Raw genomic sequence first — 26,015 nt, 5'->3', positions numbered from 1 at the left:
CAAACATGTACACCGCGTGAACATCTTGATTGACAGGGGCCGGCTTCCGACATTTGTTTAACCTTTTTATTAAGTATTTATGTTAGAAAAAAGCTTCGGGTTACTATTCTTCATGAGAAAACCCAAAAACTACCAGACTGGACCGCTGCCCATTTATTTAAAAATCACCGTCGATGGTGATTCAAAAGAACTTTCCACCAAACGAAAATGTGATCCATCATTCTGGAGCAGCGAATCTGGGCGTACTATGGGGAAAAAAGAGTTTGTCAAAGAATTAAACAACTATCTCGATGCGCTGGAACAAATGGTATTCCAGGCAAAAAAGAAATTAATCGAGTCCGAAAAAGAAATTACAGCAGAATCGATTAAGGCCGTTATGACGGGGACTGATGAAAAAAAAGTGATGTTGCTGACGGTTTTCAGGAAACATAACGAACAAATGAAGGCCCTCGAAGGTTCTGAATTTTCGCCCAATACCATTGCCAGATACGAAACTACGTTGACGCACACCACGGCGTTTATTTCCTGGAAATATGGCTTAACGGACATCGATGTTAAAAAACTGGATTATGAGTTTATCTCAGAGTTCTGTTTTTGGTTTAAAAGTGTTCAGAAGTGCAATCACAATTCAACCATGAAATATTTGTCGAATGTAAAAAAGATTGTTTTGGTCTGTGTCAAGAGCCGATTCCTTACGACCGACCCCTTCACTGATTTCAAGTTCAGCAGAAAAACGGTCGAAAGAGTCGCGTTGACAGAGTGGGAACTACAGAAGCTTTCGGAAAAAGAGTTAGGGTACGACCGATTAACAGCGGTCCGAGACATTTTCCTTTTTAGTTGCTACACAGGCCTCTCCTACGCCGATGTTGAAAAATTAAAAAACAGCGAAATTGGCCGGCAGCATCAACCTGCCTGATCCGTTTACCTACTCTCCGTTGTACCCTTCAAGCCCCGTGCTCGCACCAGGGGCGCTGGGCGACAGCATCGAAAAACTAAAAGGCGATCCAAATGTCAATACAACAGGTGGAAATATTCCTTTAAGCCATGGACCTTGTAATTAATTTAAGATGAAAAAATCAAGCATTTATATTTTGTTAATATCAATCGTTATCATAACGAATCTTCCCGTTTTCAATTTTTTCACGCAGGAAAATTATAGTTACGCCAATACAGATGGAAGCTTCGTTTATAGTGAAGAATCAGTAAAAGGTAATTCTTTCCAAAGTTGTTTAATTAATTATGGACATTTTCTATGTAAACACCCCGAAAAAGACCAGGGCGACAACCGGCTTTACCGCAGCTTTACCATCAAGCCCTGGCGCTTCCGGGAGTGGTTCCAAATGTTGTTCAATGAACGCTATCGCCTGCCTTATAAAGAAAAAACTAACAAATAGTATAAAAAGTAGCTGTTTCACCAAGTGTTAAGCAAATGGTAATAGACCATATCCTACCTCTCCGTCAGGTACTATTTAATGAGGATAGAGAAGACGACGCAATTCTTGAGACCAGTATCGCATATCCCAATACGCCGGGCGGCTGACCGGAGTGCCGGTGCTGGTTGGTGATGCCGCTTAATGCCCTTCGCCGGCCATGGTTATGCCGGGCGTTGTCTATACCGCGTGCGGCTGCACCTGGCTGAAGCCTTACTGAAACAAGCGCCGCCTATCAGGTCGACTTCACACACTATAAATACCGGCCCCATATTTAAAAAGTACGGGCGATGGAAAAGTAATGTCAAACTTCAAGCTAAGTTCCCGCGAGATATCGAAAACGCAGCAGGGAAGCGAAATTGTTCTGACTTATTTACTAAGTATCATTCTTTCCGGTCAAGAAGCCGCCTGTGATAATTGACCTGCCCCAAGTGATAGCTGAGGTGCGTAGCGAGGTGAACAAGAAAATACCCGGTAGTTTGTTTACCACCGTTTATTTCCTGCGGGTATTCGCTTTGCATTTGAGCTTCAGTGACAAGCGGTAGTGTTGCCTCGATAACGGCAATCGTTTGCTCAATCTTACGAACAAGTTCGTTTCTGGGTATATATTTCAATGAAAACTCTTCCGGTCGGTTACGGACATAGCCGGAGTCGCCGAGAATTGCGCCGATATAGGTATTGAGGTTGCCAACCAGATGCAGGCATAGGTTGCCCGCTGAATTCAGAATGCTGCCGTCTATATGCCAGATGTTGGCTTCATCCCGGTAAAGTTCCAATTCTTCGTTCAGTTTATTCAGGTCGCGGCATAAGAGCGATTGCAAAATATCGGTAAGCATATTTATTTTTTTTACAAGGTAGCGATAGCAAGCGGTATCAACAAGCGGGATTGCAGGTTATCGGGTTCTCTGGCGTATGAATGTGGTGATCGAGGGATGCGCTGCATTATCTGTCATTCTATTGCTCCATATAGTGATTATCTCAAGAGGTAGCGTCGGTTATCAACAATTACTCAATCCATAAAAAAAGTTGTCAATAAGATTGACAACTTGCCTAAAATAGCACTCAAACCCGTCGGCCACACGACCCGGTTTTTCGATGATCTAAAGCGGTTTGCCGCTTTATTGGATCAATAACATAGATTTGAAATATCTAACCCGCCTTAATCGAACCGCAGCCATATGTGCATATCCGTTAATTATTGAACGGACGGGAGTAATTTTATAAGATTCTTCCTCTCCTGCTCACCAACCTGCTTAAGCAACTGAATTTCCTCTGGTATAAGTTTATAACAACGCTCAAAATTCTCAATATAGTTTGCGAAATTCATTGGATCATAACTCAGTAAGCGATTAGTTTCCTCCGCAATACCAAGATTTTTCGGAATATAAATACCATCATTACCGTTATCACTATTTTTTAATACCGCAGTAATCATCGACAAGCGTTTGAACTTCTCTACAAGCCCTGCAGTTGTCAAGATTCCTGGTGCTTCGTTATAGGTTATGCGTAATTGCCTGGCAACTTTGCAGCTTTGTTCAGGAAGCAAAATATTTAAACATAGATTGCCGCCATCATAATTCCAGCTGCCATCCTGGTTATCCGGATTAAATTGCAGAGGTTTGCCGTTTACCGATACCTTTAACGGCGGCTGGGTACCAAATAGCTTTATTTTAATTTTTTTCCGTTCGGCCATGCCCTGATAACTGCCAACAGCAGGTGCTATGTTCACAATCTGCTCGTTGCCGTCGATCCGCGATACCATGTTAGTTTCGGCAAATTGATTTTTATAATTTTTATTGTTTCCGTTATCCTCGTAAACCTGAAAATTGCCGCTACCTCCCGGAAATATGCCCAGGATTAGGTTATTCGGATTATTGTCCAGATTCTGAATTTGATCATTATACATGGGTATCACCGAGCCGGCTTTTACATATACCGGGTATTCGTTGATTGAAAATAAACGTTCAAGTACCTGGCCTCCTTTTAGCAGAGTCCCTGTAGACCACTCATACCAATCATTTCCTTTCGGCAACCAAACTTTAACAGTGGCGAAACCATCCTTAGATGGTGCCGTAACCGGCCTGATCAGCATATTATCGCCAAACATGTACTCTTCTTTATAGCTATAAGCTTCCGGCTGTTTCGCATAATCATAATACATTGGCCGGCAAAGCCCGATGCCGGTTTCAAACGTTTTCCTGGACATGGTGTAAATGTAGGGCACAAGCGCGTAACGCAACCTGATGGCATCATGTTGTGCTGTGGCATACTCCGGCGCAAAATTCCATATCTCTTTTTTAATAGCTGCGTTTTTAGTAGAATGCGTTCGCATGATGGGGCTAAAGCCGCCATATTGCAGCCAACGGGTATAAAGTTCAGGCTCTACCCCTTTTTCATTTCCTTTGAGGATGTGCCCGCCAATATCGTGGCTCCAGTAGGAATATAAAACGTTTGACGCCGTGCTTGTGAAATAAGGCTCATAGGCCAATGACTCCCAGGACATGAAAGTGTCTCCCGAAAAACCGATCTGGTAACGGTGGTTACCTAAACCGCCCCAACGGTGGTACAGCAAAGGCCTTGTCTGGCTATGCATCGCCTTATCGGTAAAAAATGTATAATTAAGCCACCACGTATTACTTAACTGGGGGATTTTATTGTCGTTTGGCCATTGTTGCCAGTCCAGCCACCAAAAATCGACGCCGGCTTTCTCAATCGGTCTTAATACAATGTCGAATAAGCCGTGCATAAATGTTTTGTTGGATACCTCAAACGGGATAACTTTCTTTTGGGCGGAATCGGCCTTTATATAGGCTGCAAAATCATTGTAACGTTCTTCTGTTGGTTGGATGCCATCTGCGGGATGGAGATTCAACGTGGTTTTCAAATGATTGTCCTTTGTCCATTTCAGAAAATTGGCCGGATCAGGAAAAAGGTTCTTGTTCCAGGTGTAACCCGTCCAGCCTTTGGTATGCCAATCCATATCTATTACCAAAACATCTGTAGGTACATCAAAGCGTTTGAGGTTTTGGACCAGTTCCCGAAGCTCGTTATCCGAGTAACTCCAATACCTGGACCACCAATAACCAAACACATAGCGCGGCAACATAGGCACGTGGCCTGCAATTTTGCTAAAATCCAAAAGGGCTGATTTATAGTCATCGCCATAAGCCATAAAATACCAGTCCAGTTTCGGAGTGCCGGGCGCGGTTACCCAGGGCCAGTCAGCATTATCCAGCCTCAGAGATTGCGAATCATCCAGAAAAAACCAGCCGTCCCGCGAAAGGATGCCATCTTCCAGTTGAAGTTTTTGATTACTGTACAGGTTCATTTCACCGTCCTGCCCATCTAAGGTGCGGGAAGTTCCTTTTAAATTGAATTTTTGTTTTTGCCCCGGCTTCCACGATACCGTATCGGCATTCAAAAAACGGATCTTTAGATTGGTGCTGTCAAATACTCCTGAATTGATTTTGTAGGCAAGCTCAATCTTCCTGGTTTTTAGGTAAAACCATTCATTTTCCGTCCGCGTGCTGAATGCCGGAACGGGCAGTTTACGGTTAACCACAATCAGCGAGGCCCTGTTGTCATAACTTGCGGACTGCCCCCATTGTAATCTTATCAGTTGATCTGTAAGCACGGTAAACCGCGCGTTCCCGGATTGCACAACAGCTTTGGGGTCGGGCGTTAATTGATTACCATTTTGACCATATGAGTTACCTGCAAAAAAAATCAGGTTGCAGACTAACAGCTTAAAAAATGTTATTGTTTTATGTTTGTAGGTGACGAGCATATAAGTGACTTTAAAACTGCGATCAGGAATAATCATAAGAGCTGAACGGGCGTATCCGGCCAGATTATGTATTTATATAACTGACGAGCAGTTATGAACGGGCATACAATAGCTTTCCGGTTTAAAGAATCCGGTTTTGTTTAATATTAAAAAAACAAGGGTGAGCTAAAATTAATAGCAGGTATCCTGTCGTTTACCTTTCGTTTAGCAACGGCCAGGCTAAAGCGATTGTCTTATTCAAAACAACCGCTTTAGTTAGCCGTCCCGGCTTTATCTTTTACACTGCTGTTATTTTAAAACCGAAGGTAAAAGCGGGTCAGCCGGTATAAGAGTTTAGGTTACCAACCATAATTTTGTACCAGTGCCGGGTCGATATTGATCTCGGTCTGAGGTATTGGCATCAGGTAATGCCTGTCGGCAAAAACACGGGTTTGGTCTACCACCGTTTTATAAAACACTGCAACACCCGCGGCTTCACTATTAGGATCTAAACCGGTAGCGTTCAACTCTCCAGGTGTAGGCCTCGCGTTCATGCCGTGCATATTGCCGTTGTCCACCGTTTTAGCTATCAACCAGCGACGAACATCCCAAAAACGCTGATTTTCAAAGGCAAACTCCACACGTCTTTCATTTTGGATCCTTTTCCGCATACCTTCTTTGGTATTATCAGCCGCGATGATGGGTAAACCCGGCATAGATACCCGGCTGCGTACGGCGTTTACAGCGTTATACACATCGCTGTTTGGCGCAGCTAAATATTCATTCATAGCCTCAGCATAGATCAAATAGATCTCGGCCAGACGGATAACCGGAAAGTTACGGTTGGCGTCGCCACCACCTTTTAGATTAACATTAGGATCGGCCCATTTACGCCAGTTGTAACCTGTTTCGCAGTTGGTGCCAGGTTTCGGCCATCCGTCGCAACCACCGCCGTTATTGCCAAACCAGGCAAATTTCAAAGGCCTCGCATTATTCGTATAATTCCAAACGTCGTACTGAAAAAATATAGTAGCGTAAAAACGGGGATCCCTGTTTTTATACATGTTTGATATATTGGACACAGGCGTATTCCTTACACCGTCCCATAACTCGCCATTCCAAAAGCCCGTAGCCTGATAACCCGATTGAGGGTCCGTTATTGGCCTGCCGTTATTCATTTCGTACGAATCAACCAACTCCTGGAACACGCTCATTTTTCCGTTGCCGTTAACGGCATTGGCATCCCGGCCGTTAGGCAAATAATTACCTTCGAAATTCCTGTTGTTCCCCATAATATACGGCAATATGATCTCATCATAATTCCTGGTAAAAAACAACTGCGCATAGTTATCAACAGGGTTTGACGGGTTGGGATTGGATAGTGAATAAACATTCAGGTTTAGCACCGCTTTGGCTGCGTTGGCCGCCAGCAGCCATTTATTGTTATCATAGGACTGAGGGAACAACTGTGTTCCATCGGCATTTTTAATACCGGCATACATCGTGTTCCCGTTAAATAAAGGGCTGGCTGCATAAAGTAAAGTACGGGCCTTTAATGCTAACGCCGCACCCTTGGTTATCCGCCCATAATCTGCCGAACCACTGGCATAATTTACCGGTAGAATTTCAGCAATGGCGTCGCATTCCGAGGTGATAAATTTAACCACATCATCAACGGTGTTCCTTGTTGTGGTGGTGGCCGCCGGATCTGTTGTGGCTAAAACTGTATTGATTAAAGGGACGGCGCCGTATCTTCGGAATAATTCAAAATATTGATTAGCACGCAGAAACCTCGCTTCCGCCTTGTACAGCGGAATGCGCGGCGTGTAGTAATCACTCCTCGAAGCAGGAACGGGCGTTTTATCAATATTTGCCAGGAAAATATTTGCAGAACGGATATACTGGTAAGCCCTGCCCCAGATATCAAGCGAGTTATTGGTAGCGTTCCATGCACCTGAATTAAACGGTAATTCGGGCACATTTTCCCAATGGTTTTTACATTCATCAGTACAGGCTCCTAAAACCGTTCCCCCTCCGTAAATGAACTGTATATCGTTATTGTTGAGCGATGCGTATAAATGGTTCCATGCACCTTCGGCGTTTTGGATATTATTAAAAACCGCATCCTGCGTAACCAGCTCTGTTGGTACCACGTTAAGATATTTTTTGCAGGAAACCACAGAAATGCAGGCAATTAAAAACAGGTATATGAATTTGTTGCTTTTCATGTTGAATATTTTAAAATGTAAATCTTAAACCCGCGTTGATCACTTTTTGCTGCGGATAAGTTCCGGTACCGTTGTTACCAATTTCCGGATCGAAATTGAAATCTTTTAGCTTGCTCCAGGTTAACAGGTTAATGCCGTTAACAAAGACGCGGGCATTCTCTATCCCTATCCTTTTCATCCATGTTGTGGGTAAGGTATAACCCAGTTCAACAGTTTTTAAGCGCAGGTAATTTGATGAATAGATCCAAAAGGTGGAAGCTTGCTGATTGTTCACGTTATCGGCCGATGAAATACGCGGGAACATATAATTGGCATCGGGATTTGAGGCCACCCAGTGGTTATCAACCACCTGTACCAGCGAACTGGCAAAGCGCGAAAAGGCATAAACCCCAGATCCCGACAATAAAGTGGAGCCCCCCAAACCGCCTTGAAAAAGGACGCTCAAATCAAAATTGGCATAATGATAGCCCAGCGCCACGCCAAATTGTGATTTGGGGTTGGCCACTTTTCCCGGGAGATAACCGGCATCAAGACTGTTAATCACCTTATCCCCGTTCAGGTCTTTATACTTAATATCACCCGGTTTGGTAACACCAAGGCTTGCCTGTGATGGGCTATTGTCAATATCCTGCTGACTTTTAAACAAGCCGAGGGCCGTGTAACCGTAGATCTGGTTAATGCTTGTGCCCTTTAAAGCCTGCCACTCACGGCCCGGGTAATCGGGCTGGGCATAAAACAAAATCTTATTGGTTGCGTAAGCGTAATTAACAGTAATGCTATATCCCTGTTTTTTGCCAAACTCGTGCCTGTGGCTCAATGAAATCTCATACCCCCTGTTATCTGTTATGCCCGCGTTAACCGCCGGTATTTGCGGCAAGCCTATAAACGAGGGGATCAGTTGCGAGGTGGCCAGGATATTATTGCGGCGCTCCTTAAAAACATCGGCTGAAAGCGAGAACATCCCTTTCCATAAACTCAGGTCGAGTCCCAGGTTTGTTTTTTTTGAGCGTTCCCAGGTTAATAAGGTATTGCCGGCCTGACCTTCCAGGTAACCGGTATAACTGTTCCCGTTGCTGTTAAACCCGAACCTGTACGAGTCGCCCGTTACCCACGAACTCAGGTAGAGGAACCTGCTCGAGCCTATTTTATCGTTACCAACAATACCGTATGATCCCCGCAATTTAATTTGATCGATAAAGCTGAGCGAAGGGTTATCTTTAATAAAATGTTCGTTTGATACTATCCAGCCTGCCGAAACAGCGGGGAAGAAACCAAACCGGTGCCCTTCGGCAAAGTTCTCTGAGCCGTTATAGCCAAAATTAAACTCGGCGAGATAACGGTCGTCATAAGCATATGCCGCGCGGCCTAAAACACCCTGGTATTTATAGGGCAGCCCCGCCCTCGCGTTTCCTACACCACCACCCACAGCATCAAAAAAACTCGACTGGTTGTAAATAGCCATCGCTTTTACCGAATGCTTGCCAAAATCGCGGTCGTAGTTCAAATAAGCCTCCAATACAGTGCGTCGTGATCCGTTGGCGTTCACCAGGTAATCAAGCGTACCGGTACCATTATTTACAATCACATAATGGCCATTGGCTGCCAGGTCGGTCTCCGTATCGGCAACGCCCTGGTTCAGTAAATATTGGTAAGTGATGTTGGATAGCGGCCTGTTTACATTCCGGAAGTTATCGTTATCAAACGATAACCTTACACGTGTGCTCAAACCTTTGGTTAACCAGCCCAGATCCCACTTAAAGCCGGCTGTAGATTGAAGGGCGGTTTCAAAGTTCCGTTGGTAACCTGACTGTGTCAGATCAACATACGGTGATTGATTAGTATTGGGCGCGGCACCCGGCGAACCATCCGGATTGGTTATTGGATAATACCATGCGGGTGTTTGTTTGATATCATTAAATATCTGTGAGGCATTTGCTCCGGGATAATTTCTGTCATAAACAATAGCACCAAGGTTCAGTTCCATCGACAGGTTTTTGGTAAGATTCAGGTCGATGTTAGAGCGGAAATTATATTTATGGGTTATGGCCTGGATATCGTACTGGCTTACCGCATCTTCATAATTATAAAGGCCGTTTTGCTGCAGATAGGATAACGAGATAAAATATCTTGTTTTTTCGGTGCCGCCCGTGACGTTCAAATTACCTTGCGACAGGTAGGAAAACGGCTTCAGCATCGTTTTTGTCCAGTTCACATTAGGATATAAATATTGATAGGCCGGATAGCTGCGGTCTCGGTATTTATTCAGCAAAACATCGGTATAAGCGCTGGTATCTGCAAAAAGACCATCATTTATCAAACCTTCTTTATAGAGTTTGCGGCCGGTATATGAATCAACATACTGCGGTAAAGAGGTTGGAGACTGCCAGCCATTTTGAGCGGTCGCCGATATGCGGGATGTTCCTATTTTTCCGCGTTTAGTAGTAACGAGCACCACCCCGTTGGCACCTTGTATACCATAAATAGCGGTTGAAGCCGCATCTTTAAGGATGCTTACATTTTCTACCTCATTGGCATCTATGCCACTAAAGTCCCTTTGGATACCATCAACCAAAACCAGTGGAGCAGAATTGTTAGTCGTACCGAAGCCCCTGATGTTCAGAGACGAACCATCGGCACCCGGCTCACCGCTGTTTTGAACGGTCAACAAGCCAGGTAAACGACCGGCAAGCGCGTTGCTTAAATTGGCGACCGGGCTTTGTTGCAGCTCCTTAGTACCGACAGATACGATCGAACCGGTAACGCGTTCCTTACGCTGGGTTCCGTAACCTACTACAACAATTTCCTGAAGGCCTGTACCCGGAACAAGGGCGATAATGCCAAGGTCCTTCGCAGCCTGAACTTCTTTGGTAGTATAGCCTATGAAAGAGATGACGAGTGTACTATTGTCTGGTATATTCTTAAACACAAACTCGCCCTTTTCATTGGTGGTCATCCCCTGCCCAGTTCCTTTAATTTTTACCGAAGCACCGGGTAAAGGTCTGCCGGCCTCATCTACCACGGTTCCTTTAACCTCAATATTAGCTATGACCGCTTTATTTTTATTGAGATCAGGTTCAATGCTTTCACCATTGCCCTTAATGACAATGGTTTTTTCGGCAAAACTGTAGGAAAGCGGCTGACCCTTTAATAAAATATCAAGTACCTCTTTAATGTCGGCATCTTTAACATTGATGGATACTGATGGAGAATTTTGCAGCAGCTTATTTTTATAAAAGAAAGTGTAGCCGCTTTGCTTATTGATATCTTTTAATACTTTTTCGAGCGATACCCCGTTTTCGGACAGGGTGATCTTTTGGGCGAACACATCCGCTTTAACCTGTAAAGCAAAAGCGATAGTTAACAAAATAATTAGCTTCATCACTAAAAATGTTCTTCGACTTAAAAACAGAAATTCGCAGTTTTTCAAACTACGTAGATTAATTTTCATAGTTTCGTTAGGTTTTTGGTTTGATTAAAATTGAACTGTGCTGGTTTTCTATTAATCTCTGATCCAGAAACTACCGCGCAAGCGGAACCTGCCGGCAGTGTTGGAAGCACTTCCGGCATTTTTTATGGATGAGAATTTTTAAAGGGAGCTTTTAAGTATCTGTTTTCTTCATCTTAAATTGGGTTTTGAGGTTAATAATCGGTATTGGCTTTTATAGGATGATGCAGGGGGCTATGGAGAGACGATAAGCTTTCGCCCGTTTTGTTTTACCTTGATATCATCAAGTTTCAGGATTTTCAGCACCTCGGAAAAAGCCGCGTTCCGGGGGATCTCACCGTTGTAGGTATCATTACCCAGCTGGCCCTGATATTCCACCTCAACATTATACCACCTGGAAATTTTGCGCATTACATCACGAATGTCTGCATTTTTAAACAAGATCACCCCCTCTTTCCAGGCCACAAACGCTTCTGCATCAACAGTTATTTTTGATAACCGGTTGTTTTTGAAAACTGCTTGTTCATTGGGTTTTATAATGACTTCAGGAACACCCGGAGTTTGATTTTTCCCGTAAACTTTAACGCTCCCTTGCAGCAGTGTGGTTTTAACTGCATTTTCGTCCTGGTAGGCGTTGATATTAAAATGAGTACCCAACACCTGTACCAACTGGCCGGCAGCGGTCACCTTAAAAGGCCTCGTTCTATCATGGGCCACCTCAAAATACGCTTCGCCAGATAGCTCAACCACTCTTTCCCTGCCCGTGAAGTTTATCGGAAACTTAATGGTACTACCGGCATTTAGCCAGACCTTCGTACCATCGGCCAGTGTAAGCTGGTATTTTCCACCGAAGGGCGTTGATAATATATGGTACGGCTGTGATGAACGGGAGATTCCGGCAGTGGTTTTCTGATAGGTCAGGCTGCTATCGATATCGTTATTGACAGCAACATCATTAAGAGTAAACAAGTGCCCTTTGTGCAAACCATTAAGGATAATTTGCTTTCCTTCCGGAAGTGTTAATGTGGCCTTATTACTGCCTGGTTTGACAATATTTCCGCCGGATGCCATTTCGTGAGGTTTAGTAGTTCCGTCGAAATGCTTATTGACAACAAGTAATCCTCCAAGAGCAAAAATAACAGCCGCTGCTGCCCACCATCGGATCCTGATAAGAGGTTTTATCTGGTTTTTAGATAACCTGTTATGCAGATCTGTTTTCAGGCGTTTCTCAATTTCAGCCCTGTCACCCAAATCCGCAATCCAGGGCATATCCGATAAATCGAAGTTATCGCGATATGCTTCAAATAATTCTTGCTCCTCGAGCGTACAGTTACCCGACGTGCAACGTTCGTATAATTCTTTAAATTCCTGGTACAACATGGCTATAACGGTTATTAGTACAGACAACTCCCGCGGCAATAACTCACACGCCTTTTTTATTTTTTTAACTTTTTTGCAAACGGTCCAAAATGAGACCAGGCTATCCCTCAACAATAAAACTTTGTTATTACCTTGCATAGTTCAAGCTTAGCCCGGATTCTTTTACATGAACCACACTCAACAATCAGATGAAGATTTATTTGCCGCGGTGAAACGTCATGATAAAAAGGCGTTTACCCTGCTTTATGATCGTTACTGGGAGTTGGTTTATAAAAAAGCTTTTTCCTATTTGCATGATACCGACACCTGCATGGGCATTGTAAACGACATATTTGTTAATATTTGGGAAAAGCGGGATGCGCTCAAAATCATTACATTTAAAAACTACCTGGCCTCGTCCGCACGGTACCGTGTATATAACGCTATAAAATCAAGTAATACCTCGCCGGTAAAATATGTCGCAGATTACGAAAAGCTGGATGACTTACGTGTCGTATACAATCAGGCCGAAACCAGTTTTGAAGTTAACGAACTCAGCACCGACCTGGATAAATTGCTCGATAAACTACCTCCGAGATGTAAAGAAATATTCCTTTTAAGCAGGGTAAATCAATTAAGCAACACCGAGATTGCCGAACGACTGTCTATTTCAAAAAGAGCGGTTGAAAATCAGATCTCGCTGGCAGTTAAACACCTTAAGCCTCATTTTAAACACTATCCAACGGTTATACTTGTTGCAAAATTGATCCTTTTACACAACCAGCTTAGGTTATAGGTAAAAATAGCAGCCCCCGATTTAAAAAAGCGGACACTTTATGGAAAGCTTTACATTTTTACAGAAACTCCCTGCTTCAAATTACCGCACCTGCGAGGCCGCCAATAACGCTGCCGGTAAACTGTTTCATAAGCTTCCTGCTTTAAAAAACATGCCAGTCAGACTTGTGACCAGTATCCAGGATTGTCCCGGTAATGGCTGAGATTTTCGATGGGTTCGGTAAGGACATCACTATCCAGTTTGGTTTTTCCCTCCGGGAAATAGGTAAACAGTTTTCCCGGTACATCAAATACGACATAGCCCATGTAATCAGGATTATTCTTATCGGGTGCAGCCAGCTTTTCTTGCTGGTCGAACAGTACATACAGCGTCTGGGTGGCATTCCCGTGCAAGCGGATGTGACCAGTGACGGCGACGTGCAAAAACTTGTCGATCTGATTATTCAAAAAGAAGGCAAAATAGACGTTTTATGGAATAACGCGGGGTATGCGTTGTATGGCGCGGTTGAGGACGTTCCTTTAGAAGAAGCCAGGAGACAGTTTGAGGTAAATCTTTTTGGACTGGCCAATGTTACGCAAAAGGTCTTACCTCACATGCGGAAGGCAAAATCAGGAACTATCATCAATACCTCTTCGGTTACCGGCCGGGTATATCTACCCATCGGTGCCTGGTATTTTGCCTCCAAACATGTGGTAGAAGGCTGGAGCGATTGTTTACGGTTGGAACTTAAAGAATTTAATATTAATGTGGTTTTGCTGGAGCCGGGAGCCATCGCTACAGAATTTGGTGATGTCGCTTTAGAGCCACTTACCAAATACTCCGGCAAGGGTGCTTATTCAAGACTGGCGAACGTTATGGTTAATGGCATGAAGGCCGCTTACCAGAAGCCGGGAGGCGCAGCGCCAACCTCGATCATTTCTGATGCTATCTTAAAGATCGTCGAGTCCGATAAGCCGAAATTTCGTTACCTCGTAGGTAAGGATGCGAAAATGATGGTACGGTTACGCAAGTTTTTAGGAGATAAATTGTTTGACAAAGTGATCATGAGCCAGCTTAAATAATCCTTTATGGACTTGAATCAAACATTTTCCAGCGCCATACAGGCGGAGAAGAGCGCGGGTATCGCGTTCATATTTCTCGGCGTATTTTTCCTCATCATGAGCGGATATTTATTCGTCTTTGCAGGCCCTGATATTTTTATCGCTGGCGCAAAATTGCCCGGGCTGATCGCGGGCCTATTTATTGTTATTGGAGGGCTTTTCTATGTGAGAAAAATAGATCATAATTTCAAAACACAAAAGAATGCTGCAATCCAGCATAAAGCTGATTTTGTAAAAGCAGAGATCGTACGCGCTGCCAAATTATATAAAGGATATAAACAATACAGCTTGATGTGGGGAGGCTTGGCGGTAATTTCCATCTTCTTTATTATTATCTTCAAGCGATCAGTTTACGGGGGCTTAGGCTATGTCATGCTCCTGTTTACCATATTCACGATATTCAATGAAATATATGCCGCCGCACATACCGGCAAGTACCTTGAAAAACTACGAGTTTACGAAAAACTTATATAGAAAGTAACAGGCATCGCCGAGATTGATACCCAGCTGATGGGTATCAGCATAACATCTGTAAAATAATGATCTGATAATCGGAAAATTTCCGGCTACCTATAATAACAAAGATGTTTAATTATTTGCTAATAATCGGAAAAATTCCGATTATTGATTAAATTTTTAACAGATGAGAGCAGAGGAGCGTTTGAAGCAATATGCAGAGGGGCCGCTGAACCGGCAACTCATGTTGTCATTATTAAAAGATTATAAACGACCCAATGATAAAATAGCCGAATTGGTTAATTCGGGTGTGCTAACCACCGTAAAAAAGGGTTTATACATTACCGGCCCTGAAAGCAGGACCGATAAAGCGGAGCCGTTCCTGATCGCGAACCACTTGTGGGGACCAAGTTATGTATCGTTCGAAAGCGCATTGTCTTATTGGGGATACATACCTGAACGGGTCTACGAGATCAGTTCAGTGACTGTCAAGGGTACGAAAACTTACAGGACTGCGGCAGGCAGATTCACCTACAGACATGCGAAGCTTCCGTATTATGCTTTCGGTATCATGAACGCCCGGCTTTCTCCAAAGCAGAATGTCCTTATCGCCTCTCCTGAAAAAGCGATATGCGATAAGATCACCATGACGGCAGGCATCAATCTGCGTAGTCCCGCGCAGGCTCTTGCCTTTTTGACCGAGGATATGCGCATCGATGAAGACAAGTTGCGTGATTTGGATCTCAAAATGATAGATACCTGGACACAGGAAGCTCCTAAAACCTCCAGTTTGGTAATATTGACAAAAACGCTGCGCAGTTTATGATAAAAGAATGGATAGCAGCGTATGATCCTAAAGATCAGCAGCAGGCTTTTGATGCGATGCGGGGGATCATGCAGGAGATCACCCTTGCGGGACTGAACCGGTCCGGATTTTTTGAGAAGGCTGCCTTCTATGGCGGAACGGCGTTGCGGATATTTTACGGCCTTGACCGGTTCTCGGAAGACCTCGATTTTTCATTACTGGCGCCAGACCCCAGCTTTTCGCTGGAACCTTACTTTGACGCGATCATAACGGAATTCGCCTCGCTGGGCATAACGGTAAGTATTAAGGAAAAACAAAAGGTTGTCGAATCCAACGTGGAATCGGCTTTTCTCAAATCTGACACCGTATGGAAGGAACTTATCCTGGAGGGTATTATGCCACAGGCCGGGGTCAAGTTGATGCCCCATATGAAGATCAAGATCGAAGTTGATACCGAACCACCATTAGGGTTCGAAACGGAGGAAAAACTATTGACCCGCCCGTTTTCGTTCTACGTGAAAACCTTCACGCTGCCAAGTTTGTTCGCGGGAAAAATGCACGCGCTGCTTTTTCGCAAATGGAAGAACCGCGTTAAAGGCCGGGATTGGTACGACCTAGAATGGTATATCAAAAAGGGTATTCCGCTTGATCTTGAACATTTTTTATTGCGTGCACAGGACACCGGCGATTGGAAGGATGAGAAGATCACAGCTGAACAATTTCTGAAGCTTTTAACACAGAAGATCAGCAATGTCGACTTCGGCAGGATAAAAGATGATGTCGTCCGGTTTATCCCGGATGACGCGGCGTTGAAGATTTGGGGACCTGAATATTTCCAGGACCTCACTGAAAAATTAAAGTTTCAGGACAAGGTGTAATCCGGGCGATACTTAAAATACACAATAGTATTTTGAAAAATTTTGTGAATCAGGCAGGCTAACAAGAACTCATCCTAACGGTAGCCATGGTTGGCGCACAAAATGTGATTCTTCACCATCACAAAACCATATAAGTCACTGATTTAGAGTGTTTTTTATTTTATTCCAATCCTTTTCAGTCCTTACGAATACACACTTTGGAACACCAATCCGGCGACCTGGAATTTGTTTTTACATTTAGGTCGCTAAAGCGCTATAATGAATTGTATTACAGTGTGTTAGTCAAGAAAAAGATCATTTCGGGTCGAGCGGGTATCGTCCTTATTTAACATAATACCAGCGGCGAAAGTGCAGATCCCAAAAACAAAAACAGATTTATAAGCGACTAGTTCGGCTATCAGGCTGAGGGCCATTCGCACGTTGATCAGCCACGCTAAACCGAAGCTTCCCGCAAGCGCGAATAAAAAGTAAACCATTCCCCGGACAAGTAGGTAGCGGAGCTGCCGCTTATGATGACGGGCCAGTAGGTGTTCTGCGGTCCTATGGGCGAAAGCAAGCGGTAAGGATGTGGTTTCATTTATAGCATTCCGGATTAATCTGTCCAGTTCATCATCAGGTGTAGTTTTCATGGGCTATCGTTTTTTAAATATTTACGGATCTTTTCTTTAAGTAATGCACGCGCGCGTGATAGGTGGCTTTTGAGCGTACCTTCCCGCAGGCCGGTGATCTGACTGATCTCGGCCAGGCTGAATTCCTGGAGGTAATACAGGTTGATCGCCGTCTGATAAGGCAAGGGCAGGCGGCCAATCAGCAAGCCGATATAAGCCGATAGTTCTTTCTGCAGCAGCGCCTGCTCGGGATCGTCTTCCAAGACGCTCAGTTCGGACAGTTTTTCCGGCAGCGGCAGTTCATGGCCCTGCCGGTGTCGTTTTACATAGTTCACTGCGCGCAGGTAAGCGATCCGGGCGATCCAGGTAGAGAGCCGCGAACGAAAATCGAAACGGCGCAGGCCATCATAGACCTGCATAAAGATCTCCTGGCAAAGGTCCTCCCGTTCGGCCGTATCGGGCACCAACCTTCCGACCATTGCACCCACCAGCCGCTGATGGGTCTCTACCAGTTCGCGGAAGGCACGTGCCTCGCCTTTTAATACACGGGAAACCAATAGCCGGTCTTCGCTCATATAGTGGTTAGTCACACAAATAACCTTCGAGGTTGCAGGAAATAAAAAATAAAAAAAATGAAACCGATTGCTTGCTCCCGGTGACTAACGGGTAAACAAAGAATTCAAAACATGAAAAATATTGCACCTTTTATCGTCCTGATCGCCGCATTAGCCATTATCGGGATCGTGCTGGCCAACTGGTTCAGCTACCGGCTGAAAAAACAGCTGCTGGATACACATCCCGCGGATGAAAGCCTCCTTGGGCTGATCCGCGACCTCTGGAAACCGGGCCGGGAAGCGCTGAAATGGGGATTGCTGCTGCTGTCAGGCGGCATCGGGCTGATCATCGACAATTTTGTCCCGTTCGATAACGATAACTCCGCCCTGGGCTTTGGCATCGAGGCGGTGTTCCTGGCCGGAGGCTTTTTGACTTATTATTTATTCATTAACAAAAAGAACCATGAACGCTAAATTCATCATGATAATGCTTGACGCTATTTTCGGTATCAACGCCGTTTATGCGCAAACGAATCTAAAAACACAACTAAGGGTGAAAGACAGCCTGCTCTTCGATGCGGTATTGAAGACCTGCGACCTTAAACAGGTCGAGGCTACTTTTGCGGCCGATTTCCAGTACAGCCAGGACAAAGGAGATGGCAAAGCGTCGAACCTGACCAGCCGGACTGAATTTGTCGGGAACATCGCCCGCCGCTGCGCGGTGAAAACCGCACAATTCCAAGTCCGCCGGGAACTGGTGGCCGGCAGCGACGCCGCGAGCCTGGTCGCACCGGATTATGCCACGCAAAGCGGCATCCAGCGTTTTTACCTGAGCGCAGGTGTCCAGCCCGAAGCACTGGTCGAGGAATCCCATTTTACCCGTATCTGGAAACTCCAAAAAGGTGACTGGCAGATCAGCCGTGAAATGGACTATCAGATCGCGACCCACGACCCGCAGGAAGCCGCGGCGAAGAACGATCCTTTATATAAACAAGTCACCGCCGCAGACAGCTCTCTTTTCGCCGCTTATAATCAACGGAACATTACCGAATTCAAAAAATGGTTCGCCAGGAATTTGGAGTTCTACCATGATAAAGGCGGGCTGAGCCATTATACAGATAATATGGAAAACTTTGAAAAGCATTTCCAGGATGCAGCGAACTTCTCTCGACGCGAACTGGTACAAGGCAGTCAGCAAGTCTATCCCTTGAACGGTTATGGTGCCTTAGAGATCGGGGTACACCGTTTCTATACGTCCCTTAACTGCAAAGAGCAACTGACCGCTACGGCTAATTTTATCAATGTATGGCATCAGGAGAACGGCCGCTGGCAACTGGCCAGGGTCATCAGCTACGATCACCGATGAAACCAGCCTATTTCTTATTGGCACTCTGTATAACGGCAGCAGTGTCAAATTCAAAAGCTCAAACGCTCCATATCCAGCCAAAGCGTTTAGATAGCCTGCTGGACAGTCTTTAATGCCCGGCACCAGTATATGGGGTCGCTGACGCTATCGCAGCACGGCGGGATCGTTTATAGCCATGTTAACGGGTTCAGGCAGGTCAGTAAAACGGACAGCCGCCCGGCCACCTTAACGACAGCTTACCGTATCGGCTCGATCTCCAAGATTTTTACCTCGGTCATGATCTTCCAACTGATCGAGCAAAGCGCCTGCGCCTGGAAGATAAGATCGGCCGCTGGTTCCCCAAAATACTAACGCAGACAAGATCAGCATCGCCAACCTGCTCAACCACCGTGGCGGCCTAAGCGACATTAAAAACATCCCCGGCTTTGACTACTGGATACGGGAACCCCATAATAAGGAAGAAGTATTGCGCCTGATTGAAAACAGCTCCATCGACTTTGCGCCGGGAAGCCGTTCTGCCTACAGCAATTCAGGCTATATCCTGCTAAGTTTTATTCTCGAAAAGGTAACGCGCAAACCTTATGCGCAGTTACTAAAGGAGCGGATTGCCTCGCCCTTACATCTAATGCATACCTATTATGCGACTCAGCGCGGTACGCGGCCGGAAGAAAGTTTTTGCTATCGCTATGATCGGGGCTGGAAGCCTGTACCGGAAACTGACTGGAGCATCCCACAAGGTGCCGGTGCCGTCATTTCTACCAGCCACGACCTGGCACTGTTCGCGGATGCTTTATTTAACGGCAAGTTGGTCGGTCAACGTGGCTTGGCTTTAATGAAACATCAGACCGATGGCTTCGGTATGGACCTGGTCGTCATGGATTGCCCGAAACAACCTGCATATGGACATACGGAGGGATGGACAGCTTCCTTTCTACGCTGACCCATGTTTCGGCAGACGGGCTAACCTTGGCTTATACTTCCAACGGACAGGCAGTGCCCATGAATGAAGTGATCGCAGACCTATTTGCACTGATTTATAGTCATTTATTTACAATACGACTGGGACAATGATAGAGCCTGGCCTAACTTGCAATAAGCCGGCATTACAGCCGCCTCATTCGCGCCCCATTTCGTTTCTTCACTCGTCCCTCGTTCCATTCAGTTGCGCCATTCGGCCGTTTCCTACACGGTAAAGCCCGGCTTCGCCGCGCTTTCTTTTTTACGGCTTCGCTCATTTAGGCTATCTATATAAGCACCAGCCCGCATTTTCTTGCCGCAAATTTCTGATAAGCGAGTCATGACCCCAAGGCCGAGCCTTCGGTTTTGAAAAGAAAATCTTCTTCCTTTTCATCGGCTGCCGCTACCGACGACGTGTTGGGAGCGTATTTTCTTTTTCTTAACCAACGTGGAGACGAGAGCACCGGCTGGTCATTAGCCTGGAAAATTAACCTATGGGCACGATTGAAAAATGGCAATCATGCGGATTATTTTCAAGGCAGAAATTTCCGTTTACCGTGTACCTGTCGATTACATAAGCCCGGTAAACCGGGAAATATCTTAAAGTGCTTTGAACTGGCTATATTTGTGTAACTATTTAAAGCCTGATCTATGTCCGTAACTAAACATATTGTTGATGAAGTAGAATGTAAGGCTTGTGAGGCACTGGGGTATGTGATATATGCACCGCGGATTAAGTTGACATTGCCCGACTTTATAAAGTCTCATTTTCCAGGCTTAGAGCTTTTAAAATTTCTTAAAGAGATTGACGATATGCTAAAAAAAATGTCAACGAAGAAATTGACAAAGATCATTAGCTATAATGAGACAAATCCCTTTGAATTAGTAATACAGTATTTTTCTGAAGATAGTGATGACCCGGACGATGGCCTGGCGCTTTCTAGGACTTTGATCAAGGATGTGTCTGGGAAGATCGCGATACATGACTTTTTTCGAATTCCCGGGCCGTTTCGCAAGGGAGGTCATGGGAGGGCAATATTGAGTTACGGACTGCAACAATATCTCAATATTGGCGTTGATCTTATCAAAGTTCATGCGGCTCTTGCAGATGGCGGTTTTGTTTGGGCAAGGGCACATTTTGTTGCAGTTGATAAAAAAGAAGTTTCGCTCATACTGGCCTCAGCGAAGTTGAGTCTGCAAAAAGATGTGTTCAGCAAAGTGAAGCAAATATTTGATAGTTATTATTCTGCCGAGCCTCAGGGCAGAGCTTTCCCGATAAATAAGTGGAGTCATATTCCGGAAATGGAATCGATTTTAAGAAGCAGTCATTGGCATGGTGAAATTGATTTGAATAATCCGGAACTTTTAACTAAATTTAAGAATTATGTTACTGGACAGAAATAAATATACAGAATCAGGATATATCGGCGAAACACTGATTGGAGACGCTGCTCAACAACTGGAACAACGATGCATGGCTGTCCGTCAAAGTGTAAAAGATCACGATTTTTCGTACGAAGAAGCATTAGAAGCCTATCAGGTAAGTGATGCGGATTATAAAGCTTTTCTTGGAGAAGATATTAATCGCAATATTTTCATCAGTTTTTCAGGTACGACCACGCCAATTAAAAAAATGGATTACTTTGCAATTTATGAGACGATGCTTTTGAACTATTTCCCTCATCCTTCAAAACGCGTTAAGGATCTTTTCAAAGAATTATCAAAAGAAGTTGCTTCACAAACTTAGGCGTAGAACCTCTTTATTTAAGACCGGTCTCGGTTAAAGTAGATGAATAGAAAGATTTGGCCTCGCTTTTAAGCGGGGCTTTCTATTAGGGTGGATTTCTAAAGTGTTCATGCGCCCGCTTCGGCTCGAACCTGGAACCATGATTTTTTTCCCTTTGTAAATAGCTGATTTTTAGGTATTTTTGAAAAGTCAGAGAGGTGAAACCCCAAAACGGCCACCAGGCCTTTTGTGCATCTCGTAAACAATTGAAAATCAACACGAAATAGAGATACGAGTGTAGCCCAGGTGGGGGCTCGACCTGTTACGGCTGCTGCGCGCTGTTTACCCCCTGTATTGGGCCTGCAGCTGGCTTTGCTACACCGTAGGTCTCGGTGCACTATTTTACCGCTATCTTTATTTTACAGGCAAGCAATCTCCCGGAGAGTTGCTTTTTATGTCCAAACTGGCCGCACGCACCTCTCCTTATACCGTGGCCGAAGCCTTATTGAGGATTGAACAATTCGATGTATCGGCACAACTTCATTCCATCGATGTCCCTATCCTGATCATCGGCGCAGAGAACGACCGCCTGACTTCCCTGGAAGCGAGTGTCGATATGCACCGAAAGATCGCTGGCTCCAATTAAAATTATTATCAGAAGGCCATCAGAGCATGATCGAAAACCCGAAAGCGGTAAACAGGTTCGTTGCCGATTTTATCGCCGGCTTATCACAACCGACTATATAAAAATATTTTCATTATTATTTGCTTTATAAATACGATATTGTATGGGATTAGCTATTGATAATCAACGTAATTTCAATGTATTGATCCATATCTGAATGACCTCGTCCTATCGCAGACTTATCGCAAACCGGATCTATCAGAATCCGATCCTGTTGATGATCTCCGGATTTATTGCGGGCTTCCTGACCGCGCTGGTCATTTTCTTTTTTGAAAATATCATTGGCTTAAGCGGAGATGCGCTGATCCCGCTGCGCTACCCGCTAAAGACACCACTCATAATAACCAAAAAAATCGCAGGCAAAATCACCGTAACCAAAATCACCACGACCGTAATTGGCACACATGCCATAATGAACGAGTTGCCCGAATTCTTCACCTGGGTCATGCTATTTACCATCCATACCGGTGCGGCTGTGGCCCTTGGCCTGGCGGCCTATCAAAAACTTCGCAAGAATTTCAATACGTCACAGATCGACCAGAAAGAGGTCGTAATCTCGTTGATCTTGGTCCTTCTGATGATGATCATCAGTTCCACTTCATATATCGTTCCTTTCAATTCCGGTGGCTATTATCACTGGCCGGCCATACCACTCAATCATATGTGGCCGAAGATCATCCTGCTGCTGGCCATCAGCATTTCGGCCGCAGGCGTGAGCGTCCTGGGCCTGATCCTTTCCGGCTGCGCTTGCATGAAGTTGGTACGGGAAGAATTTCAGGAAAATATCATAGAGCGATATTTCGAGCTTAAGGAAGCGATGGAGTGTTTTCTCATGATTACCGGTTATATTTTGTCCTCGGGCATGATCACTGTATATTTTTTTATGGCGACCGAAAAGGATCTGAATATGGCCAAGTACTTCGACATTCATGGGCTGACCCTTTTCGGACTCATATTCACGGTATTTATCGCCACGACCTTTATCCCCTGTAAACTACTTCTGTCGGATCTCGGCAGGGCGATTATTATCAAACAAATGGGGGCAATGCCCGCTACCACTGCGGAGCTCAAGACCTGGATCGAAACCAGTGAGGGGATGGAAAAATACCTTCAGCTGAAGTTCGACGCTGTCGAAACGATCAAATATGCGATACCTGTACTGGCGCCTATTCTGAGCTCATTCTTACCCGGTATCTTTAAATCATGAGTGTTTCGTTCAAAGCACCGAAAGTATTTTGGACGCTGGTCATCCTGAATCTGTTGTTGACCCTCGGTTTAATCGTCATTCTTGTCACCGTCTACTTTCACGGCAAGACCAAACTGACGGACGCAGCGAACAATCTGCGCGCCATCGGCCGGAGTTACATCAGCTATACGGCAGACGTGACGGATACGATTCCGCTGGAAACCGCTATCAGCATCGGCGGTCGCGTGCCGGTAAAGCTGGGCATGGACCTTCACAGTAAGATCCGGGTAAAATGTCGATCCCTTTCCATACCACACTGCAGATCCCGATTGACCTGCCAATTGCACAAACCATCGCGATCGATACGCTCCTGCAATTACCCGAGACAATGCAGCTACAGGTCCGCGGGCAGATCCCAGTTGATCAGCGATTCGAGATGCCCGGTCCGGCACACGCGCGGATCCGAGTCAAGGCAAGTATCCCAGTTGATCAATTGCTGGCAGCCAGGCTGGAGACAAATACTCGCTTTAAAACCGATATTCCGGTAAGAATGGTTATTAAAGACAAGATACCAGTATCTCTGGAGTTAACGGTACCGGTAGATCAGGATATCCCACTGGATTTGCTGATCAGAAACAATGCGCAGGCAGTCTTTCCCGACCGGTTCCGAATCAGTGGCAAGGTGCCAATTCATCTTCGGGTGCCTGTGCGCATACCGCTGGCCCACACACCGCTGAAACCCCATCTTGACCAGACCGCCCCAGACCTGGACGACTTCTTTCAATTCTGACCAGTCGCACGGTTTTCCAAGCAGAATGGGTTTTAGTAAATGAAATCAACCTCTCGTTAATTGTCTAATCCGCAGGTATTCAGGCTACGCGCTATAAGCCAGCCAGACGAAACGCCCATAATGCAATAAAACCATTTAGCCGACTGGTCTATCGCTGATCTTTAAAGCTAGCGGGTCAAATAGACGATAAGACCATTACCGTACAGGGAAAGTTGATTGAATATCGGGGCCAACCTGAGATTGTTGTTGAGGATACACACGCTTTAATTATTGAAAATTGATTTGACGAAGCTATGTTATTTTGGAACAGGAAACGCCAGGCTGATTAAGCCCGGCGTTTATTTGTAATAGATAGATAGTACCCAGGCTTACCTTCGCTGCAAGTCTAACTATGCCAGTGAATAACTTTTTTGAACTGTTTGACAAATTAAACGATAAACTTGGTGATGTTCCATGCAATCATACTTAATTCTCGCCGAATAGTTTTTAAACAAGCACCATCTACCATCACATAATGTCATTTCATAGCTCCGTGAACAGGGTGGTTATTGCGATTGTGAGGTGCTATTCAATGTCGAAGAAAAATTTGAAAATTTATAAAATAAGTTTCCTCTGCGTTCTCTTGGAACTTCTTCTTCTTTTCGCTTGAACTCTTTTTTTATTTGTTGCCGTTTTAATTTCTCCTCGTTTGATTTCATTATATAAAATACTCTATACAATGATAAAGAATAGTAAGTGCATTCTGTTAAACCAAAAGTTTACTATTCTTTATTTTTAGAGGAACCTAATCACAATAGCCGCTTGTCGACTAAGAATGAAGGAAGTTAATAATTTATTTATGCCTCCCTAATAAGAATAAAAAAATAAAATAAACACCCATTGATGAGTATCAAATCACAAATCGGTTGTCATTAGATCGTCTACGGAAAATACCCCCTCGACAAACGATCTAAATTTTATCCAATGAATCGCATATTTATACCGTTAGCAGTTCTAACACTGCCGGTCATTCTATCATTTGTTCATGCCCGAGATCCGACTACTGGGCACATCACAAGTTATCCGACAGGTTTTTCCCGGTGTATTAAAAAACTGGCAATATCGCTCTTCCTATTCGAAGGTTACCGGTTTCCTGAAAATGTTATGTCAGGTGCGCATTACTTCACCAGCCAAACAATAACCATTTCAAAATCAATCATATGAAAAAACTAACCTTTATTACAATTGCACTCGTCTCGGTATCGAACTGTCTTTGGGGTCAATGGACTACAAGCGGGACAGTAACATCTACTACCAACTCTATTGGTATTGGTACCACTTCCCCTCAAACCAAATTGGATGTCGCCGGCGGTATTACTGCATCCAGCGAATCTCACTATTACCTCGGTAGCTACGTTGATCCTGTGGTTGGAGTTGGGTTTGCCGTTAAAATTGGCGCAAACGGTATCGCGGTAAATGGAAATTCAATCTTTAATGATGGTCTTTCCATCGGTACACAAACCATGCCTTCGGGTTATAAACTTGCAGTTAATGGTAGCGCTATTGCGTCTGCCGTATTCGTCAAACTCTATTCGGCATGGCCGGACTATGTGTTCAAGAAAGAATACCAATTACCCACCCTTTCGGCTGTCAAAACTTACATCGATCAAAATCAGCACCTGCCTGAAATTCCATCGGCAAATGAAATTGCGAAGGACGGGCAGAACCTTGGCGAGATGAACAGATTGCTGCTGAAAAAAGTCGAAGAACTGACTCTCTACCTGATCGAAAAAGATAAAGAAACCCGGGAGCTAAAAGAAAACAAGGAAAATCAGCAGCAACAACTTGATCTATTAAAACAGCAATTGGCTGCACTGGCCAAAGAAATACACAAGAATTAA

The 26,015-nt window shown here is 44.7% G+C and carries 25 protein-coding genes and 2 pseudogenes; 20 read left to right on the top strand and 7 right to left on the bottom strand.

Annotation, left to right across the window (positions count from 1 at the left end; genetic code table 11):
- Positions 1-112: 112 nt before the first annotated feature.
- Together MusilaSJ_RS24210 and MusilaSJ_RS24205 are read left to right on the top strand one after the other, a co-directional pair.
- Complete coding sequence (locus MusilaSJ_RS24210) at positions 113-916, top strand: site-specific integrase (RefSeq protein WP_274987334.1); 804 nt, start codon at positions 113-115, stop codon at positions 914-916.
- Between the two features lie 151 nt (positions 917-1,067).
- Complete coding sequence (locus MusilaSJ_RS24205; RefSeq protein WP_274987333.1) at positions 1,068-1,394, top strand: hypothetical protein; 327 nt, start codon at positions 1,068-1,070, stop codon at positions 1,392-1,394.
- 419 nt (positions 1,395-1,813) lie between these two features.
- Here the strand turns inward: MusilaSJ_RS24205 and MusilaSJ_RS24200 are convergent, their stop codons facing one another.
- The 5 genes from MusilaSJ_RS24200 to MusilaSJ_RS24180 form a co-directional block, all read right to left on the bottom strand.
- Positions 1,814-2,251 carry a DinB family protein gene (locus tag MusilaSJ_RS24200; protein WP_274987332.1) on the bottom strand — a complete coding sequence of 146 codons (438 nt, stop codon included), beginning with the start codon at positions 2,249-2,251 and terminating at the stop codon, positions 1,814-1,816.
- A 374-nt stretch (positions 2,252-2,625) separates the two neighbouring features.
- Entirely contained in the window at positions 2,626-5,217 is a 2,592-nt protein-coding gene (locus MusilaSJ_RS24195) for a glycoside hydrolase family 31 protein (RefSeq protein ID WP_274987331.1), read from the bottom strand.
- Between the two features lie 338 nt (positions 5,218-5,555).
- Entirely contained in the window at positions 5,556-7,424 is a 1,869-nt protein-coding gene (locus tag MusilaSJ_RS24190; protein WP_274987330.1) for a RagB/SusD family nutrient uptake outer membrane protein, read from the bottom strand.
- 10 nt (positions 7,425-7,434) lie between these two features.
- The gene (locus MusilaSJ_RS24185) at positions 7,435-10,803 is read right to left on the bottom strand and encodes a TonB-dependent receptor (RefSeq protein WP_274987329.1); all 3,369 of its coding nucleotides are present in this window, start codon (positions 10,801-10,803) and stop codon (positions 7,435-7,437) included.
- Positions 10,804-11,103: 300 nt separating this feature from the next.
- A complete protein-coding gene (locus MusilaSJ_RS24180; RefSeq protein ID WP_274987328.1) occupies positions 11,104-12,276 on the bottom strand; it encodes a FecR family protein in 1,173 nt (390 codons plus the stop codon).
- 139 nt (positions 12,277-12,415) lie between these two features.
- Here MusilaSJ_RS24180 and MusilaSJ_RS24175 point away from each other — a divergent pair, with 139 nt between their 5' ends.
- From MusilaSJ_RS24175 to MusilaSJ_RS24150, 6 genes are all read left to right on the top strand, one after another.
- Complete coding sequence (locus MusilaSJ_RS24175; protein ID WP_274987327.1) at positions 12,416-13,024, top strand: RNA polymerase sigma factor; 609 nt, start codon at positions 12,416-12,418, stop codon at positions 13,022-13,024.
- Positions 13,025-13,064: 40 nt separating this feature from the next.
- Entirely contained in the window at positions 13,065-13,226 is a 162-nt protein-coding gene (locus MusilaSJ_RS24170; protein WP_274987326.1) for a hypothetical protein, read from the top strand.
- Positions 13,219-14,085, top strand: coding sequence for an oxidoreductase (locus MusilaSJ_RS24165; protein WP_274987325.1), 867 nt, complete (start codon positions 13,219-13,221; stop codon positions 14,083-14,085). Before MusilaSJ_RS24170 ends, MusilaSJ_RS24165 begins: the two co-directional genes overlap by 8 nt.
- Before the next feature lie 6 nt (positions 14,086-14,091).
- The gene (locus tag MusilaSJ_RS24160) at positions 14,092-14,598 is read left to right on the top strand and encodes a hypothetical protein (protein WP_274987324.1); all 507 of its coding nucleotides are present in this window, start codon (positions 14,092-14,094) and stop codon (positions 14,596-14,598) included.
- Between the two features lie 169 nt (positions 14,599-14,767).
- Positions 14,768-15,406, top strand: coding sequence for a type IV toxin-antitoxin system AbiEi family antitoxin domain-containing protein (locus MusilaSJ_RS24155; RefSeq protein ID WP_274987323.1), 639 nt, complete (start codon positions 14,768-14,770; stop codon positions 15,404-15,406).
- The gene (locus tag MusilaSJ_RS24150; RefSeq protein ID WP_274987322.1) at positions 15,403-16,263 is read left to right on the top strand and encodes a nucleotidyl transferase AbiEii/AbiGii toxin family protein; all 861 of its coding nucleotides are present in this window, start codon (positions 15,403-15,405) and stop codon (positions 16,261-16,263) included. The genes MusilaSJ_RS24155 and MusilaSJ_RS24150 overlap by 4 nt, the downstream gene beginning before the upstream one ends.
- Positions 16,264-16,541: 278 nt before the next feature.
- Here MusilaSJ_RS24150 and MusilaSJ_RS24145 read toward each other — a convergent pair whose 3' ends face one another.
- Together MusilaSJ_RS24145 and MusilaSJ_RS24140 are read right to left on the bottom strand one after the other, a co-directional pair.
- The gene (locus MusilaSJ_RS24145; protein WP_274987321.1) at positions 16,542-16,892 is read right to left on the bottom strand and encodes a hypothetical protein; all 351 of its coding nucleotides are present in this window, start codon (positions 16,890-16,892) and stop codon (positions 16,542-16,544) included.
- Positions 16,889-17,446 carry an RNA polymerase sigma factor gene (locus tag MusilaSJ_RS24140; protein ID WP_274987320.1) on the bottom strand — a complete coding sequence of 186 codons (558 nt, stop codon included), beginning with the start codon at positions 17,444-17,446 and terminating at the stop codon, positions 16,889-16,891. Before MusilaSJ_RS24140 ends, MusilaSJ_RS24145 begins: the two co-directional genes overlap by 4 nt.
- Before the next feature lie 111 nt (positions 17,447-17,557).
- On the opposite strand from MusilaSJ_RS24140, the gene MusilaSJ_RS24135 reads away from it, so the two are divergent.
- From MusilaSJ_RS24135 to MusilaSJ_RS24095, 12 genes and pseudogenes are all read left to right on the top strand, one after another.
- The gene (locus MusilaSJ_RS24135; RefSeq protein WP_274987319.1) at positions 17,558-17,899 is read left to right on the top strand and encodes a hypothetical protein; all 342 of its coding nucleotides are present in this window, start codon (positions 17,558-17,560) and stop codon (positions 17,897-17,899) included.
- Positions 17,889-18,791 (top strand): nuclear transport factor 2 family protein, encoded by a 903-nt coding sequence (locus tag MusilaSJ_RS24130; protein ID WP_274987318.1) that lies wholly within the window; start codon positions 17,889-17,891, stop codon positions 18,789-18,791. Before MusilaSJ_RS24135 ends, MusilaSJ_RS24130 begins: the two co-directional genes overlap by 11 nt.
- 129 nt (positions 18,792-18,920) lie before the next feature.
- Positions 18,921-19,142: a serine hydrolase gene (locus MusilaSJ_RS28150; RefSeq protein WP_446725121.1), complete on the top strand. Its 222-nt coding sequence runs from the start codon at positions 18,921-18,923 to the stop codon at positions 19,140-19,142.
- A complete protein-coding gene (locus MusilaSJ_RS24125) occupies positions 19,123-19,731 on the top strand; it encodes a serine hydrolase domain-containing protein (protein WP_342457034.1) in 609 nt (202 codons plus the stop codon). Before MusilaSJ_RS28150 ends, MusilaSJ_RS24125 begins: the two co-directional genes overlap by 20 nt.
- Before the next feature lie 422 nt (positions 19,732-20,153).
- Positions 20,154-20,273, top strand: a pseudogene (locus MusilaSJ_RS28145) (glycosyl hydrolase family 95 catalytic domain-containing protein); the annotation flags it as partial.
- Between the two features lie 126 nt (positions 20,274-20,399).
- Positions 20,400-21,152, top strand: a complete 753-nt coding sequence (locus tag MusilaSJ_RS24120) for a hypothetical protein (protein ID WP_274987317.1) — start codon at positions 20,400-20,402, stop codon at positions 21,150-21,152.
- Positions 21,133-21,495, top strand: a complete 363-nt coding sequence (locus tag MusilaSJ_RS24115; RefSeq protein WP_274987316.1) for a hypothetical protein — start codon at positions 21,133-21,135, stop codon at positions 21,493-21,495. Before MusilaSJ_RS24120 ends, MusilaSJ_RS24115 begins: the two co-directional genes overlap by 20 nt.
- A gap of 433 nt (positions 21,496-21,928) precedes the next feature.
- Positions 21,929-22,120, top strand: a complete 192-nt coding sequence (locus MusilaSJ_RS24110) for an alpha/beta fold hydrolase (RefSeq protein ID WP_274987315.1) — start codon at positions 21,929-21,931, stop codon at positions 22,118-22,120.
- A 196-nt stretch (positions 22,121-22,316) separates the two neighbouring features.
- A complete protein-coding gene (locus MusilaSJ_RS24105) occupies positions 22,317-23,366 on the top strand; it encodes a hypothetical protein (protein WP_274987314.1) in 1,050 nt (349 codons plus the stop codon).
- 271 nt (positions 23,367-23,637) lie between these two features.
- The gene (locus MusilaSJ_RS24100) at positions 23,638-24,135 is read left to right on the top strand and encodes a hypothetical protein (protein ID WP_274987313.1); all 498 of its coding nucleotides are present in this window, start codon (positions 23,638-23,640) and stop codon (positions 24,133-24,135) included.
- A 528-nt stretch (positions 24,136-24,663) separates the two neighbouring features.
- Positions 24,664-24,735 (top strand): annotated as a pseudogene (locus tag MusilaSJ_RS28140) (DUF2695 domain-containing protein); the annotation flags it as partial.
- Between the two features lie 599 nt (positions 24,736-25,334).
- The gene (locus MusilaSJ_RS24095; protein WP_274987312.1) at positions 25,335-26,015 is read left to right on the top strand and encodes a hypothetical protein; all 681 of its coding nucleotides are present in this window, start codon (positions 25,335-25,337) and stop codon (positions 26,013-26,015) included.

The sequence above is a fragment of the Mucilaginibacter sp. SJ genome, from assembly GCF_028993635.1.
Lineage (GTDB): Bacteria > Bacteroidota > Bacteroidia > Sphingobacteriales > Sphingobacteriaceae > Mucilaginibacter.
This window is presented reverse-complemented; position numbering and strand designations above follow the sequence as displayed.